Annotated in this window: 17 protein-coding genes; 14 read left to right on the forward strand and 3 right to left on the reverse strand. The window is 65.2% G+C overall.

All coding sequences use genetic code 11. The features are described from left to right. Nucleotides 1-113 precede the first annotated feature (113 nt). Nucleotides 114-764 carry a DUF7504 family protein gene (locus tag EPL00_RS16725; RefSeq protein ID WP_135853304.1) on the forward strand — a complete coding sequence of 217 codons (651 nt, stop codon included), beginning with the start codon at nt 114-116 and terminating at the stop codon, nt 762-764. A gap of 34 nt (nt 765-798) precedes the next feature. On the opposite strand, the gene EPL00_RS16730 is transcribed toward EPL00_RS16725, so the two are convergent. Continuing rightward, nucleotides 799-1239, reverse strand: coding sequence for a hypothetical protein (locus tag EPL00_RS16730; protein WP_135853303.1), 441 nt, complete (start codon nt 1237-1239; stop codon nt 799-801). Nucleotides 1240-1408: 169 nt separating this feature from the next. Here EPL00_RS16730 and EPL00_RS16735 point away from each other — a divergent pair, with 169 nt between their 5' ends. The 4 genes from EPL00_RS16735 to EPL00_RS16750 all read left to right on the forward strand — a co-directional run bounded on the left by EPL00_RS16735 (nt 1409) and on the right by EPL00_RS16750 (nt 4528). Continuing rightward, a complete protein-coding gene (locus EPL00_RS16735; RefSeq protein ID WP_135853302.1) occupies nt 1409-1747 on the forward strand; it encodes a hypothetical protein in 339 nt (112 codons plus the stop codon). A gap of 55 nt (nt 1748-1802) precedes the next feature. Next, nucleotides 1803-3143, forward strand: coding sequence for a glutamate-1-semialdehyde 2,1-aminomutase (gene hemL, locus EPL00_RS16740; RefSeq protein WP_135853835.1), 1341 nt, complete (start codon nt 1803-1805; stop codon nt 3141-3143). 158 nt (nt 3144-3301) lie between these two features. Further along, a complete protein-coding gene (locus EPL00_RS16745; RefSeq protein WP_135853301.1) occupies nt 3302-4003 on the forward strand; it encodes a hypothetical protein in 702 nt (233 codons plus the stop codon). A gap of 54 nt (nt 4004-4057) precedes the next feature. Then, the gene (locus EPL00_RS16750; RefSeq protein WP_135853300.1) at nt 4058-4528 is read left to right on the forward strand and encodes a hypothetical protein; all 471 of its coding nucleotides are present in this window, start codon (nt 4058-4060) and stop codon (nt 4526-4528) included. A 9-nt stretch (nt 4529-4537) separates the two neighbouring features. Here EPL00_RS16750 and EPL00_RS23860 read toward each other — a convergent pair whose 3' ends face one another. Further along, entirely contained in the window at nt 4538-4903 is a 366-nt protein-coding gene (locus EPL00_RS23860) for an HVO_A0114 family putative DNA-binding protein (protein WP_238398226.1), read from the reverse strand. Between the two features lie 168 nt (nt 4904-5071). On the opposite strand from EPL00_RS23860, the gene EPL00_RS16760 reads away from it, so the two are divergent. From EPL00_RS16760 to EPL00_RS16775, 4 genes are all read left to right on the forward strand, one after another. Further along, on the forward strand, nt 5072-5410 hold the full coding sequence (locus EPL00_RS16760) for a DUF7718 family protein (RefSeq protein WP_135853299.1): 339 nt from the start codon (nt 5072-5074) through the stop codon (nt 5408-5410). Between the two features lie 65 nt (nt 5411-5475). After that, the gene (gene hemC / locus EPL00_RS16765; protein WP_135853298.1) at nt 5476-6618 is read left to right on the forward strand and encodes a hydroxymethylbilane synthase; all 1143 of its coding nucleotides are present in this window, start codon (nt 5476-5478) and stop codon (nt 6616-6618) included. After that, nucleotides 6615-7370 carry a uroporphyrinogen-III synthase gene (locus EPL00_RS16770; protein WP_135853297.1) on the forward strand — a complete coding sequence of 252 codons (756 nt, stop codon included), beginning with the start codon at nt 6615-6617 and terminating at the stop codon, nt 7368-7370. The genes hemC and EPL00_RS16770 overlap by 4 nt, the downstream gene beginning before the upstream one ends. A 276-nt stretch (nt 7371-7646) precedes the next feature. Then, complete coding sequence (locus EPL00_RS16775) at nt 7647-9095, forward strand: single-stranded-DNA-specific exonuclease RecJ (RefSeq protein WP_135853296.1); 1449 nt, start codon at nt 7647-7649, stop codon at nt 9093-9095. Nucleotides 9096-9113: 18 nt separating this feature from the next. On the opposite strand, the gene EPL00_RS16780 is transcribed toward EPL00_RS16775, so the two are convergent. Continuing rightward, complete coding sequence (locus EPL00_RS16780; protein WP_135853295.1) at nt 9114-9890, reverse strand: nucleoside phosphorylase; 777 nt, start codon at nt 9888-9890, stop codon at nt 9114-9116. Between the two features lie 370 nt (nt 9891-10260). On the opposite strand from EPL00_RS16780, the gene aspS reads away from it, so the two are divergent. From aspS to EPL00_RS16805, 5 genes are all read left to right on the forward strand, one after another. Then, complete coding sequence (aspS, locus tag EPL00_RS16785; RefSeq protein ID WP_135853294.1) at nt 10261-11571, forward strand: aspartate--tRNA(Asn) ligase; 1311 nt, start codon at nt 10261-10263, stop codon at nt 11569-11571. Nucleotides 11572-11686: 115 nt separating this feature from the next. Continuing rightward, nucleotides 11687-12016 carry a DUF5783 family protein gene (locus EPL00_RS16790; RefSeq protein ID WP_135853293.1) on the forward strand — a complete coding sequence of 110 codons (330 nt, stop codon included), beginning with the start codon at nt 11687-11689 and terminating at the stop codon, nt 12014-12016. A gap of 257 nt (nt 12017-12273) precedes the next feature. After that, nucleotides 12274-13521, forward strand: coding sequence for an ABC transporter substrate-binding protein (locus EPL00_RS16795; protein ID WP_135853292.1), 1248 nt, complete (start codon nt 12274-12276; stop codon nt 13519-13521). A gap of 64 nt (nt 13522-13585) precedes the next feature. Then, complete coding sequence (locus EPL00_RS16800) at nt 13586-13954, forward strand: NifU family protein (RefSeq protein ID WP_135853291.1); 369 nt, start codon at nt 13586-13588, stop codon at nt 13952-13954. A 93-nt stretch (nt 13955-14047) separates the two neighbouring features. After that, the gene (locus EPL00_RS16805) at nt 14048-15535 is read left to right on the forward strand and encodes a sulfatase (protein ID WP_135853290.1); all 1488 of its coding nucleotides are present in this window, start codon (nt 14048-14050) and stop codon (nt 15533-15535) included. Nucleotides 15536-15585 lie beyond the last annotated feature (50 nt).

Here is a 15585-nt window from a genome sequence, read left to right on the forward strand (position 1 = left end):
AATCGGACCGGGCACCCCGACCTGCTCGAATCGGGTCCCGACTGACCCGCCCGAACGGGACGAGGACGGACGTACCATTTTTATAAACTCGTCCCGAGGAGGTTCCGATAACAGTGTCCGACGCCGAGACCGGTGGCGCGTTGCCCGTGTCGCCCGAATCGCTGGCCGACGAGACGAACGTCCTCGTCGCCGGAGAGCCGTTCACGCGCAAGCGCGAGGTGATGCTCGAACTGTTGGACACGCCCGACCGAGGAGCCATCCTCGCGACGACGAAACTGAGCGCGGCCCGACTCAAGCAGGCGTTCGACCGGCGGTACGACGCCGCGGCGTGGGACCTCCGGTTCGTGGACTGCGTGAGCAAGGGGCGGTCGGTCGAGGCCGTCCGGGAGACCGAGACGGTCCGGTACGTCGCCGACCCCGGCGACCTGACCGGCATCGGCATCGAACTCTCGGGGTTCATGCAGGAGTTCTACCACCGCGACGACTTGGCGCGCGCCCGACTCGGCTTCGACTCGCTGTCGCCGGTCCTGATGTACGCCGACCTGCGTCGGGTCTACCAGTTTCTCCACGTCGTCACCGGCCGCATCGCCAGTTCCGGCTTCGCGGGCGTGTTCACCCTCGATACGGTCCGCGGGGACCGGCAGGCGGCCGACCGACTGATGCAGGTGTTCGACGCGCTCGTGGAAGTCAGAGAGACCGACGACGGCGAGCAGTTGCGCGTCCGCGGCGGCGACTTCGGCCCGAAGACGTGGACCGAGTTCTGAGGCTGGAGAGACGAGACTCGTCGTGCAGTCCGACCTATTCGTCCTGAAGGTGCCGTTTCGCCAAATCCACGATGGGCGACTCGCGCCGGTCGAAGACGAACGCCAGCCCGGACCACTCCCGGTAGGGGAAGTGGGCGACCTGCACGTTCTCGTACCAGCGAATCGTTGCGTCGAGCGTCCCGAAGTCGAACAGCGGTCGCTCGCGCGGCGGGTCGCCCAGCCCCTTCATCACGATGGTCTCGATGCGCGCTTCGAGTTCGTCGTCGGTGTACTGCTCGCGCACGTCCTCGCGGACGAAGAGTACGTCCGACTCGTCGCCGCTGAACCGGACCGCGAGCCGGAGCGGCGCGTCGGTCTGGTCGCGGAGTTGGTCGATGAGTCCCCGCACGTCGGTCTTTACGTCCTCCAAATCGTCCGAGATGTCGTCGAGTTCTTCGTCCAGATTCTCCTGTGGCTCCTGTGGCGCATCGACCATGTTGGACCAACCGAGGAGCGGTCGGAGTATAACAGTTGTTGTAAGCCGCGGGGTGTCGGGGACGAGCGCGCGACGACTCGAAATCCGCGCTCCGGTTCGGCGTGGCGTGGAGTGGACGAATCGGTCGGAAAGATATTGTGCGTCCGACGACTGACTGCCGGACACGAAGATGGGACGGTCTATCGAGCTGTCGGGGAACTCGGTCGTCTACCTCTTCTACGCCTCCTCGCTGGCAATCGTGCCGGTTCTGACCTACTTCGTGGTGTTGCCCCTCGACGGCCTCGACAGCGTTCTGGCCGCCATCCTGCTGGCGGCGTTGGTACTCGTAGCGGCGGTAGACTGCTGGTACTGGAAGACCGGGAAACTGAGCGACCACCTCACCGCGGCCGCGAGGAGGAGACTCTACGACATCACGTACGACCCGTTTGCCGACCCCGGACGCGCGGCCGGACGGAGTTGGAGGGCGGCGATTCGTCGCTCGCTCGGCGGGGACGACGACGAGGAGTGACCGGTCGGTCGCCGAGACAGAAATGGACTTCACGCAGGAGTCCGAAGTCCGGACCATGCACGACGCGAACTCCCGCGAGTTGTACGACCGGGCGCTCTCGGTTCTGCCCGGCGGGGTCAACTCCCCGGTCCGGGCCGTCCGACCCTACCCCTTCTTCGTCGAGCGCGGCGACGGCGCACACGTCGTGGACGCCGACGGGAACAAGTTCGTAGACTACGTGATGGGCTACGGCCCCCTGCTTCTGGGCCACGACCTGCCCCAAGAGGTCGAGTCGAGGATTCAGTCCCAACTCTCGGACGGGCCGATGTACGGCGCGCCCGCCGAGGTCGAGGTCGAACTCGCGGAGTTCATCGCGCGCCACGTCCAGAGCGTCGAGATGCTCCGGTTCGTCAACTCCGGCACCGAGGCGACCACCTCCGCGGTCCGCCTCGCGCGGGGCTACACCGGCCGAGACAAGGTGGTCGTGATGCAGGGCGGCTACCACGGTGCCCAAGAATCGACGCTCGTGGAGGGCAAGACCGGCGGCACCGGGTCCCCGAGTTCGGCCGGGATTCCCCAATCCTTCGCCGAGGAGACCATCACCGTCCCCTTCAACGACGCGGAGGCCGTCCGCGAGGTATTCGAGGCCCACGGCGACGACATCGCGGCGATTCTCACCGAGCCGATTCTGGGCAACTGCGCGTCGGTCGGGCCTGTAGAGGGCTACCTCGACAGCCTGCGCGAGATTACCGACGACCACGGCGCGCTCCTGATTTTCGACGAGGTGATGACCGGGTTCCGCGTCGGCGGGCTTCAGTGCGCCCAAGGCAAGTTCGGCGTCACGCCCGACCTGACGACGTTCGCCAAGGTCATCGGCGGCGGGTTCCCCGTGGGCGCAATCGGGGGTCCCGCCGAAATCATGGAGTCGTTCACGCCGACCGGCGACGTGTTCCAAGCGGGCACCTACTCGGGCCACCCGCTCTCGCTGACCGCCGGACTGGAGATGCTCCGCTACGCCGCCGAAAACGACGTGTACGACCACCTCGCCGACCTCGGCGAACAGATGCGCTCGGGGCTGACCGACCTCCTCGAAGACCACGCGCCCGAGTACACCGTCACGGGCTACGACAGCATGTTCAAGGTCGTCTTCACCCGCGACGGCCCCCGCGACCGGCAGGGCCAGTGCGATGCCGGATGCCGACAGGACCCCGACTGCCCCCGGTTCGACTACTGTCCGAAGAACAAGGCAGACGTAAACGCCGCCGAGACCGAGCGGTGGGAGCGCCTGTTCTGGCCCGCGATGCGCGACGAGGGCGTCTTCCTGACGGCCAACCAGTACGAGTCGCAGTTCATCAGCTACGCCCACACCGAGGAGGACGTAGCGGAGACGCTGGAAGCGTACAAAGAAGCGCTGTAGCGACCGGCGTATTGTAGTGACCTCCACCACCGTAACGTAGCGTCGCTGTGCGGGTAGGTCACGCGAGCCGTTCGGCCCACCGTCGCACGATTATTGCCGCTGTCCGCCGACCGCGTTCCGGCAAATATTTTATATTTCTCTCCGAAGTCGGCGCGTAGATGACCGACGAGACGCGGCGCGTGACCGTTCGGTCCCGGTGGGCGACGGGAGTCGAACTGGGCGTCCTCGGGTGGCCCGCGACGTTCGGAGCAGTCGGACTCGGGTTCTTCGTTCCGGGTCTCGGCGTGGAGAGCGGCGAGTTCGCCGAGACGTTAGCACTGCTGGCGGTCCTCTCGCTCGTCGTCGGAGTCGCACTCCGACTGTTGCTCGCAGTGACGCTCTACTTCGACGCGACGCGAGTGTACGAGTCGGACGCCGACTGGGACCCGTCGCCGGTGGTGTACGCGCTCGGCGGTCTCTTTCTCGCGTCGCTGACCGGTCTCGTCTACCTCCTCAAGCGCCACGACTACGTCGAACCGCCCGCGGTCCGTGGGGGTTGGTGGTACGGCGTGGGTGGAGCGTTCGCCGCGATGGTCCTCGTTCCGACGGCGACGTTACTCGTCGGTTCGACGGGAATCCAGCTGTCGAACGAGGCGATGGCGACGTTTCCGGAGTTCGGACTGTCGCTACTTCTCTGCGGCGTGCTACCGATTGCGATATACAAAGATGCCGTCTACGTGCGCGCCACCGACCGCCGCTGGTCGCCGAACCCGGTCGTCTACCTGCTGGGGACCTTCGTCACCGCCTTCCTGCCGGTCGTTCCGGCCGTCGTGAGCGGCTACTACCTCTACAAACGCCACGAACACGTCGGCACGCCCTGACGGCGCGGTTCGGAGTGCGACACCGGTTTATCGCTTCGTTCCTAACACGACGCCATGAGCAGTGAACGGACCAACCGGGGCCGGATACGACGCCGCCAGTCCCACCACTGGTACTGGGTGGCCGCCATCCCCGCGGGCTTTCTCCTCTGGGTCCTGACGGTCGGGTGGCTCGCGCTCGCCTCGTCGTGGGAGGCGTTCGGGTTCGGTACCGACCTCGTGAACCTCTCGCTGGTCGCGCTCGGAGTGCCCTTCGCCTTCCTGACGGCGTACTTCCCGGTGGCGGTCTACCGGGACGCCGACTACGTGAACCGCACGAGCGGGCAGTGGGCACCCAACCCGATGCGACAGGCGCTGTTGGCCGCGCCCGGAATCGTCCTGCTGGTCGCCGTCGCGGTGGCGGCGGCGGTGTACGACCTCCCGCCGACGTGGCCGGTCGTGGCCGGATTCGCGGCCAGCGTTCCCTTCGCGCTCTACTACCTCAAGGAGCGCCGCGAGCGCGTCGGGACACCCGACGTGCCGTGGTGACGCGCGAAATTAGTGAATCGGCTCGACGACGAGGTGCGCGTTTTCGAGGTACGGCCGCTTCTCTCGACCGTCGGCTTCGAAACCGACGACGCCGTGTTCCGCGAGCGTGCCGAGGTCGCGGCTGACCTGTGCCTTGTCGCGTTCGACGCGCCGAGCGAGTGCGCGGACCGATTCGACCTCCTCGCGGTCGAGAACGTCGATCAACTCGCGGCGCTTCTCGGTCAGGACTCGTTCGGCGCTCTCGTGACTGAGGACGTGGGCACCGTCCATCCCACCCATCGCCAGCGCTCTGGCCATCTGTGCCCGACGCTCTACGCGTTCGGCGTCGTCTTCGGGAGCGTTCTCGGTGGCGTCGCGTTGCGTGGATTCAGACATTAGTCTCTCCTCTTACTGTTGAGTTCTTCGCACAACGGTATAAACGTTCGGCGGGTCGAATTTCAAATACCATGAGGGCACACGCTGGTTTGCAGGTCCGCCGCCGACCGGAGCTTGCGGGTCGGTCGTGACCGAAAGCGGAGACGGAGCTATCCCGAGTGAGAGTACGTGCCTACGTTCAATTATCGGTACGGTGTCGGAAGCTATCGGGCGAAGGAGTATCAAATCGGTGTCCGTGCCGAGCCGGAGGTATACGACAGGGAGTCGTTCGCGGTAGTCCTGTTCTACACCCGTTCCAACGGCGAATACGTCGAAGTGGCGAAGATAGACGACAGCGAACACGAGGAGGGTACCGTCCACTTCGACCGCTACTACCGGGCCGACGGAGCGAACCGGAAGGATTTCGACGTAGACGTAGACTCGCTGTTCGAGGCCGAAGATCTCGTCAAGGACAACTGGCGTCGGTACGCTCGACTCTACGAGGAGAACCACGAGGGACAAGACTGACCCGCGAACTGGCCCCTGCCACAAGAACGAACAAGTGTTTCAACCTCCGACGCCGACCCTCTCCTATGAGCAACCACGGCACCGAGATACGCCTCGCCACGCGGGGGTCGGACCTCGCGCTCCGGCAGGCGGGCGAAGTGAAGGCGGCACTGGAAGACCGACGCTTCTCGGTCGAACTGGTCGAAGTCGAGACGACCGGCGACGAGATTCAGGACGAACTCATCCACCGACTCGGCAAGACCGGCGCGTTCGTCCGGAGTTTGGACCAGAAGGTAATCGACGGGGAACTGGACGGCGCGATTCACTCGATGAAGGACATGCCGACCGAGAGTCCCGAAGAACTAGTCGTCGCGGCCATCCCCGAGCGCGCGAGCGCCAACGACGTACTCATCACGCCCGACGGGACGCAACTGGACGAGCTACCGGAGGGCGCGACGGTCGGCACGTCCAGCCTCCGGCGGAAGGCCCAACTGCTCCACCGTCGGCCCGACCTGAACGTCGAACCGCTCCGGGGGAACGTGGACACCCGCGCCGAGAAGCTCCTCGCGCCCGCGCTGCAGGCAGAACACGAGCGCCGGACCGAGGCCGAGAAGGAGAAGCAGTCCGACAAGGCGATGGCCCAGAAGGGCCACAAGAAGGAGTACGAGGGCGAGTTCGACCGGACCGTCGAGGAGTGGTTCAACGACCTCGCCGAGGTCGAGCGCCGGGCACTCGAACGGGAAGTCGAGACCCAGTTCGACGCCATCGTCCTCGCGCAGGCCGGACTGGAGCGTAGCGGTCTCGCCCACCACCTCGAATACGTGGAACTGCCCAAAAGCGAGTTCGTGCCCGCGCCGGGGCAGGGCGCGCTCGCGGTGACGGCGCTCGACGGCGACCTCGCGGAAGACCTGAACACGGTGCTGGACCACCCGCGGACCCGCGTCGAGACGACCGTCGAACGGACCCTCCTCGCGGAGTTGGGCGGCGGATGCGTCGCGCCGATGGGCGTCCACGGCCTGATTCAGGGCGAGAACGTCCACGTGGACGTGCAGGTGTTCTCCCAAGACGGCTCGGAAATCGTGGAGGCGAGCCGTGACGTGCCCGTCGAGAACCACGTCTCGGCCGCCAAGGACCTCGCCGCGGACCTCGCCGAGCGCGGTGCCGACGACCTCATCGCCGCCGCAAAGCGCGACGAGACGCCCGAAGCGAAACGCGACGCGGGGCGATGACGAGCGGAACCCGACGCGACGTGCGCGCGGCCGTCTTCCGCCCGGACGACGAACGACTCGCCGCGGCGGTCGAACTGCTGGACTCACTCGGTGCCGACCCGGTGGCCGACCCGATGCTGGAGGTCCGGCCGACTGGCGACGCGCCCGCCGACGGCGCGTACGTGATTCTGACGAGCAAGACCGGCGTGGAGTTGGCCGCCGACGCGGGGTGGGACCCCGGCGACGCGACCGTCTGCGCAATCGGCGAGAGTACCGCCGACGCGCTCCGCGACGCTGACTACGAGGTGGACCTCGTTCCCGACGAGTACTCCTCGTCCGGACTGGTCGAAGCGCTCGGTAGCGAAGTCGAAGGCGAGCGCGTCGAAGTCGCCCGGAGCGACCACGGGAGTGAAGTCCTGACCGACGGTCTCCGGGACGCCGGAGCGGCCGTAAACGAAACTACGCTATATCAATTGGTCCGGCCGGAGGGGTCGGGCGAGTCCGCCGCACTCGCCGCCGAGGGCGGTCTCGACGCCGCTCTGTTCACTTCTTCGCTGACGGTGGCCCACTTCTTGGACGCCGCCGAGGAGCGCGGCGTCCGCGAGGAGGCAATCGAGGGGCTGAACGAGGCGGTCGTCGGCGCTATCGGCGAACCGACTCGGGAGACGGCCGAGGCGGAGGGCATCGAAGTTGACGTGGTTCCCGAGGTCGCCGACTTCGAGGAGTTGGCCTGCGAGGTCGTGGAAGCGGCCGCGCCGACGTACCACGAGTAGCGATTCGCTGGCGACGCCGGTTCTCGAACCGCTGTTTGGCGGATTTTCACCGTCGATTGGATGCGGCCGGTGACGCGGACCACCGGCGAACGCTCGGCGACTCCTCTCGCAGGACGCGCCGCGGTCGCGCTCGCGTTCTCGCGGTCACGAGGACCGCGTCAGCACGCGCCGGTCCGAAACGTGGAGCGAGTGCCGGAGGTCGGAATCCCGCCACCTAACGTCCGAAACGAGCGAGACACAGAACTTTATACGTAATAGCGACTTACCTCTCCCCGAATGGCTTCCGCTGGTCCCGTCCCCGCCCTCGCCGACCGCGCCGCTCGATGCGCCGACCGACTGCGGGACGCCGACGAGGTGTTGCTCGCGTCCCACATCGACGCCGACGGCCTGACGAGTGCCGCGATAGCCTCCTCGGCGCTCGAACGCGCCGGAATTCCGTTCGAGACCGTCTTCAGCAAGCAGTTGGACGCCGAGGAGATAGCGTCCATCGCGGCGACCGACTACGAAACCGTCCTCTTTACCGACTTCGGGAGCGGCCAGTTGGACATCATCGCGGACCACGAGAAGGCGGGCGATTTCACGCCCGTCATCGCCGACCACCACCAGCCAGCCGACCCCGACACGGAGTTCCACCTGAATCCGCTCCTGTTCGACGTGGACGGGTCGTCGGAACTCTCGGGCGCGGGCGCGGCGTACGTCCTCGCACGCGCGTTGGAGTCTAACGGGACCGACAACCGCGACTTGGCTGGACTCGCGGTCGTCGGTGCGGTCGGCGACATGCAGACCACCGACGGCGAGCTGGTCGGCGCGAACCAGTCCATCGTCGCGGAGGGCGAGGAGGCGGGCGTCGTCGAATCCCGGACCGACTTGGCGATGTACGGCAAGCAGACCCGCCCGCTCCCGAAGATGCTGGAGTATTCGAGCGACACGCGCATTCCCGGCATCACGAACAACGAGAACGGTGTCCTCCGATTTTTGGACGGACTCGACGTGCGACTCAAGGACGACGACGGCGAGTGGCGCTGTTGGGTGGACCTGACCGAGGAGGAACGGAGTACCGTCTCGAACGCGCTCATCCAGCGCGCGCTCTCGAAGGGCGTCTCCCCCGACAAAATCGACCGACTCGTCGGAACTGCCTACACCCTCACCGACGAACCCGAGGGGACCGAACTCCGGGACGTGAGCGAGTTCTCGACGCTCCTGAACGCGACGGCCAGATACGAGCGCGCCGATGTGGGACTCGCGGTGTGTCTAGGCGACCGCGACGGCGCACTCGACCAAGCAAGAGAACTCCTGCGGAACCACCGCCGGAACCTCTCCGAGGGACTCCAACTCGTCAAGCGCGAGGGCGTCGAGACCGAGGAGAACGTCCAGTGGTTCCACGCCGAGGACCGCATCCGCGAGACCATCGTCGGCATCGTCGCCGGGATGGCGGTCGGGGCCGAGGGCATCGACCGCGGGACGCCCATCCTCGCGTTCGCGGAGAAGACCGAGGAGAGCGACGAGGAGGGCGGCGAGGTGACGGAGGTCAAAGTCTCGGCGCGCGGCACGCCCTCGCTCACCCGCCGGGGTCTGGACCTCTCGGTCGTGATGCGCGAGGCCTCCCAAGCCGTCGGCGGCGACGGCGGCGGGCACAACGTCGCCGCGGGCGCGACGGTGCCCAAGGGGACCGAAGACGAGTTCGTCGCGCTCGCCGACGAATTGGTCGGCGAGCAGTTGGGCTGATTTCGAGACCGTTCCGGACTACTCGACGTACTCGGTGAGAACGTCCTTCGCCGTGTCGCCGAGATTCTGCACGTCCTCGCTCGTGAGGTGGAACTTCGGCTCCCAGTCGGAGAGGCCGAGGTAGTCGCTGACGACGAACATCGCGGCGGCGTCCGCGCCGCGGTAGTCGGCGACCGCGAACACCGCCGAGGCCTCCATCTCGACGGTGAGGACGCCTTCGTTGGCGTACTCCTCGACCTCGCGCTTGGTCTCCCGGTAGATGGCGTCGGTCGTCCACGTCGGGCCGACGTGGACGGTCTCGCCGCGCTCGTCCAGCAGTCCCGTCGTCGCATCGAATAGTTCGTCGGTCGGGGAGGCGTACTTCTCGGACTCGACGTAGTGGTGGGACGTGCCCTCGTCGCGGATGGCCCGGTCGGGAACGACGAACTCGCCCATCTCGACCGATTCGTCGAGACACCCCGCGATGCCGACCGAGAGGAACGCCTCCACGCCGTCGGCGATAAGTTCGTCCAGTAGCATCACGGCAGTCGGCGCGCCGATGCCGAAGTTACCCATGACGCCAACGGTGTAATCCGTGTCTGCGAAGCAGTACAGTTGCCCGTAGTAGTGGTCCACGGTCTCGCCCTCGTAGGTCTCGGTCAGGTAGTCCATCAACCCGCGACTGTAGCACAGGACGACCGCCTCGGGCGGTTCTGACACGTCGCCGTCCGCCTGCGACGCGCGGTAATCGGCGTGCTCCTCGGGCGTGACGAGGGGTTCTGCGCCGTGTTTGTCCGGGAAATTCGGAAACGTCATCGCTCGCCTGTATCCAGACCATCGTCAAGTGACTTGCGACGGTAAGGTAATCGGTATTAATCCTCATACGTCGGACGTTCCGGCGTGTTCGGTAGCGAGGAGTCGATTCTCGGCGATCCGAGGAGGACCGACCGAGTTGCCGAAGGGACGATTTCGTATAGCGGTAGAAGATTTATGTAATCTCCTCGGCCGACTCACCGGCGGTCTCCCAGCGCCGCGAATCGACCGCGCCGAGCGCCGAGGAGCGACCGAATCGGTCGGGCGAACCACCCGAGGAATCGGCCGTATCGGACGCGTCCGGCCGTCCTGTAGTCGGAGAGAATAAATACGTGTGGGAGAGACGGGACAAATACTGAGACCACTGCGAGCCATGATTGACCGAACGTACTCCGACGAGATTTCTGCCGAACAGGACGGTGAGACTGTCTCCATCGCTGGGCACGTCCACGAGATTCGAGACTTGGGTGGGCTGACCTTCATCATCGTGCGCGACCGTGAGGGCCAGATTCAGGCCGTATTCAAAGAGGAGAACGACGAAGCCCTCTTCGAGGCCGCCCAAGACCTCCACAAGGAAGACGTAGTTCAGATTACCGGCCGCGTGAAGGCCAGCGACCAAGCGCCCGGCGGCGTCGAACTCGCCCCGACCGAACTGGAGGTCATCAGCGAGTCCGACACGCCCCTCCCGATGGAAGTCGCCAAGGACATCGAGTCGGACCTCTCGACGCGACTCGACAACCGTGCCATCGACCTCCGCAAACCCGAGAACTACGCCGTCTTCTCCCTGCGCTCGAAGCTGATGAGCGCAATGGAGGAGTGGTTCGACGACGAGGGCTACGTGGACGTGGACACGCCGCTCATCTCCCAAGAGGGTGCCGAGGGCGGTGCCGAGCTGTTCCCGGTCGTCTACTACGGCGACGAGGTCTTCCTCTCCCAGAGCCCGCAACTCTACAAGCAGATGCTGATGGCCGCCGGGTTCGACAAAATCTACGAGACCGGCACCGCGTTCCGCGCGGAAGCGTTCGCCACCTCCCGGCACGTCTCCGAAATCGCGATGTTCGACGTGGAACTGGCCTACATCGAGGACCACCACGACGTAATGGACGTACAGGAGCAGTCCCTGCGCTACGCGCTGGAGCAGGTCGCCGAGAACGCACAGGACGAACTGGACGTTCTCGACGTGGACCTCGACGTGCCGACCGAGGAGTTCCCGCGTATCACCTTCGAGGAGGCCCGCGACATCCTCGCCACCGAGTTCGACCACGTTCCGGACGACAGCGACGACCTCGACACGAAGGGCGAGAAACTGCTGGGCGAGTACTTCGAGGAGCAGGGCCACCCCGCGTTCTTCGTCGTCGGCTACCCCAACGAGAAGTTCTACTACCGCCAAGACGTGTCGGGCGACGACATCGCCTCCCGGAAGTTCGACCTCATCTACAAAGGTCAGGAACTCTCGTCGGGCGGCCAACGCGAACACGACATCGAGACGATGGAGCAGATGATGGACGAGCAGGGCGCGGACCCCGAGAACTTCGAGTTCTACCTCGAAGCGTTCCGCTTCGGCATCCCGCCCCACGGCGGCTACGGACTGGGCATCGACCGCCTCGTCCAGAAGGTCGCCGACCTCGAAAACATCAAGGAAGCCATCTTGTTCCCGCGCGACCCCGACCGCGTGACGCCCTGACCGCGCGACCGACTGCGAGTTCGACCGCAGTTCCGACCGCGAAGCCGCGGTCCCCGGTGACTCGCGAAATCGACCAATCGTCTCACTTTTGTTCGTCGTGACCCAACCGCCGGGCATGGCCGACTTCGACCCCGAGAAGTTCGAGGACAAGTACGTCCACTACTTCAACGAGTTGCAGAAGGCGTACAAGAACGCGTTCAACCGGCTCAACGACCGGTACGACTCGGAACTCATCCACGCCATCGACCAGCAGATTCTCAACGAGAGCGAACCCTTCTACGAGGGCGACGGCGAGTTCCGCATCGACCTCCCGGAAAATCCAGTCGAGCGCGTACAGGGCATCGTGGTGAAAGACGAGAAAGTCGAGGAGATGCTCGACATCTACGTCGAGGAGATAGAGACCGAACTGCGGCGCGTGTTCGGCTTCGAGTCCGGAAACGAGTAGCCCGCCCCGTCAGCGATTCCCCGATACTCCATTTTTCGGCGATTCCGGGCGTCGCTCCGCGCGTACCCGGCGCTCGTCCGACGGACCGATTGGATGCGAGAGCGAGGCGTGTCGCCCGATTCGACCTGATAAATCACTTTCTGCTATATCGAATGTAGCGTGCGTTCCACGAAGCGACCTTCCGAACGTGGTTCGTGGAAGACAGAAATTTGGGCATACCAAAATGCCTAAGTCGGGGTTTAGGGTAGCCTAAATACATGCGAGAGACACCGGCTTCGAGACTGACCCGGCGGAGTTTGCTCAAGGGCGCGGGCGCGGCCAGCACCGGCACGCTCCTCGCCGGATGTACGGGCGACGGAGCGAGCGACGAGACACAGACGACCGAGGAGGGCGCGTCGGAGACGGCGACCGAGACGACCACGGCCGAGTCCACGACGACGGAAACCGGCGGCGGGTACTCGGTGTCGATGTCCCCGGTGGGAACCGTCGAGTTCGACGCCGTCCCGGAGAACGTCTTCACCGTGTTCCCGCAGTACGCGGACATGGCGGTTGCACTCGGCCACGGCGACGCGGTGAACTCGGTGTACGTGCCGGAGATGTCGGGCACGACGATGAACCACTACAATCACCACCTCGACGGCGTCTCGTTCGACTGGGAGGGACTGCACGACCCCCTGAGCAATAGCTTCTCCAAGGAACTGCTGTACGAACTCGATAGCGACGTTCACCTCGCCGACCCCGCGTGGGCGACCACGCAGAAGAACTGGAACCAGTCGGACGTAGAGGAAATCGCCACCCAACTCTCGCCGTGGTTCGGCAACTTCTACAGCGGCACTCGCGCCCCCGCCCCGGACGGGTACGACGACTACCAGTACTACGACCTCTGGGAACTGTTCGGAAAGGTCGCCAGCGTGTTCCGAGAGCGCGAGCGGTACGAGGCGCTGGCGGAAGTCCACTCGAACCTCGTCTCCTCGATTCGGGAGAAGCTTCCGCCGAAAGACGAGCGTCCGAGTGCCGTCCGGGTCACGCTGGCGCAGGACGGCGAGTCGTTCTACACCTACCACCTCAACAAGCCGGGCTACTGGCTGGCCGACACCCGGCCGCTGGGCGCGAACGACGCCTTCGCCGACGAGGACTGGCAGAGCCTGTGGGGCACCGTCGACTACGAGACGATGCTGGAAGCCGACCCCGACGTTATCCTCCACCTCTGGGGCATCACGCCGAGCTACAGTATGGCCGACACGCGCTCGAAACTCGAAGAAAACGCCAGCGGGAGCCAACTGAAAGCGGTCGAGAACGACCGCGTACACGCCGCGGGGATGCGATATCAGGGTCCCATCATGAACCTGTTCCAGATAGAGATGGGAGCGAAACAACTCTACCCCGACATCTTCGGCGAGTGGCCCCGCTACGAAGACGGCGACCACTACCCCGAGATTCCCGAGGGCGAATGGCTGTTCGACCGGAACCGGGTCGCCGACATCGTCGCCGGACGCACGGAGTAGCACGAATAGCAGACGAACGGCGGTGAACCAAAGGTCTAAGAACGCACACACCCTACCCCGCCGTATGAGCACCGAGACTCAGGACGACGGGGACGACTTGGAGGAGCGCGTCAGCAACTTCCTGCGGCGCAACTTCCCCCAGATTCAGATGCACGGCGGGAGCGCGGCCATCCAGAACATCGACCGCGAGGAGGGCTCGGTCCACATCCAGTTGGGCGGCGCGTGCAGTGGCTGTGGCATCTCCCCGATGACGATTCAGGCCATCAAGAGCCGGATGGTCAAGGAGATTCCCGAAATCGAGAAAGTCAACGCCGAGACCGGGATGGGCGGCGACGGCGGCCACGGCGGCGGCGGTGGCGGCATGAGTCCCTCGTTCCCCGGCGAGACGAGCGACGACGGCGACGAGGACGAAGGCCCGCAGGCCCCCTTCTAAGCCCGTATTTCCGGCCGCGAAACGTCTCGATTCTTCCCGTAGAACGCGGCTAACATCAGGATATTTATCCCGCCGGGAGTTGGACGCTACGGTATGACCAACGACGACGCCGCGGGGAACGTCGTGTTCGTGGTCATGGACACGGTTCGCAAGAGCCACCTCTCCGTCTATGGCTACGACCGACCGACGACGCCGGGCTTGGAGCGGTTCGCCGACGAAGCGGCCGTCTTCGAGCAAGCGGTCTCCCCCGCACCGTGGACGCTTCCCGTTCACGCCTCGCTGTTCACGGGGATGTATCCGAGCGAACACGGCGCGAGCCAAGAGAACCCGTATCTGGAGGGCGCGACGACGCTCGCCGAGACGCTCTCGGGCGCTGGCTACGACACCGCGTGTTACTCCTCGAACGCGTGGATTACCCCTTACACTCACCTCACCGACGGCTTCGACGACCAAGACAACTTCTTCGAGGTGATGCCCGGCGACTTCCTCTCGGGACCGCTGGCGAAGGCGTGGAAGACGATGAACGACAACGCTACTCTGCGGAAGGCCGCCGACTACCTCGTCAGCGTCGGCAACAAGATTCACGAGTACACCGCGTCGGGCGAGGGTGCCGACTCGAAGACCCCGCAGGTCATCGACCGGACGATGGAGTTCATCGACGACGCGGACGACGACTACTTCGCGTTCATCAACCTGATGGACGCTCACCTGCCGTACCACCCGCCCGAGGAGTACAAGCAGGAGTTCGCCCCCAACGTCGATTCCACGAAGGTCTGCCAGAACTCCAAGGAGTACAACTGCGGCGCGCGCGACATCAGCGACGACGAGTGGGAGGCCATCGAAGGGCTGTACGACGCCGAGATTCGCCACATCGACGCCGAACTCCAGCGCCTGTTCTCGTGGATGCAGGACAACGACGAGTGGGAGGACACGATGGTCGTCGTCTGCGCCGACCACGGGGAGTTGCACGGCGAACACGACCTCTACGGCCACGAGTTCTGTATCTACGACCCGCTCGTGAACGTCCCGCTGATGGTCAAGCATCCCGAAATGGAGTCGGGCCGCCGCGAGGAGCAACAGGTCGAACTGGTGGACCTCTATCACACGGTGTTGGACCACACCGGCGTCGAGGCCGAGCGTTCGACCAAACCGCTCGACCGAGCGCGGTCGCTACTGTCCGCCGACTACCGGGAGTTCGCCGAGGGCGACTACGCCTTCGTTGAGTACTACCGGCCGGTCGTGGAACTGAAGCAGTTAGAGCAGAAGGCCGCCGACGCGAACATCGAGTTGGACACCGACTCGCGCTTCTACTCGCGGATGCGGGCCGCGCGCCGCCCCGACGCCAAGTACATCCGCAACGAGCGCATCGCCGACGAGTTCTACCTCCTCGACGAGGACCCCGGAGAGACCGAGAACGTGCGCGGCGAGGAGACCGACGAGGAGGTCGAACTCGAAGGCGCGCTCTCGGAGTTCGAGGAGAGCGTCGGCGGCGAGTGGAAGGAAGTCGAGGACGACGACGTGTTGGACGACATGAGCGACGACGCGAAAGACCGGCTACAGGACCTCGGGTACATCGACTGAGCGGTTCGCCGCAGGGAGAGACGAACGGAGAAGTGCGGGCGCACTCGTTT

The organism is Halorussus salinus (assembly GCF_004765815.2).
GTDB classification, from domain to species: Archaea; Halobacteriota; Halobacteria; order Halobacteriales; family Haladaptataceae; genus Halorussus; species Halorussus salinus.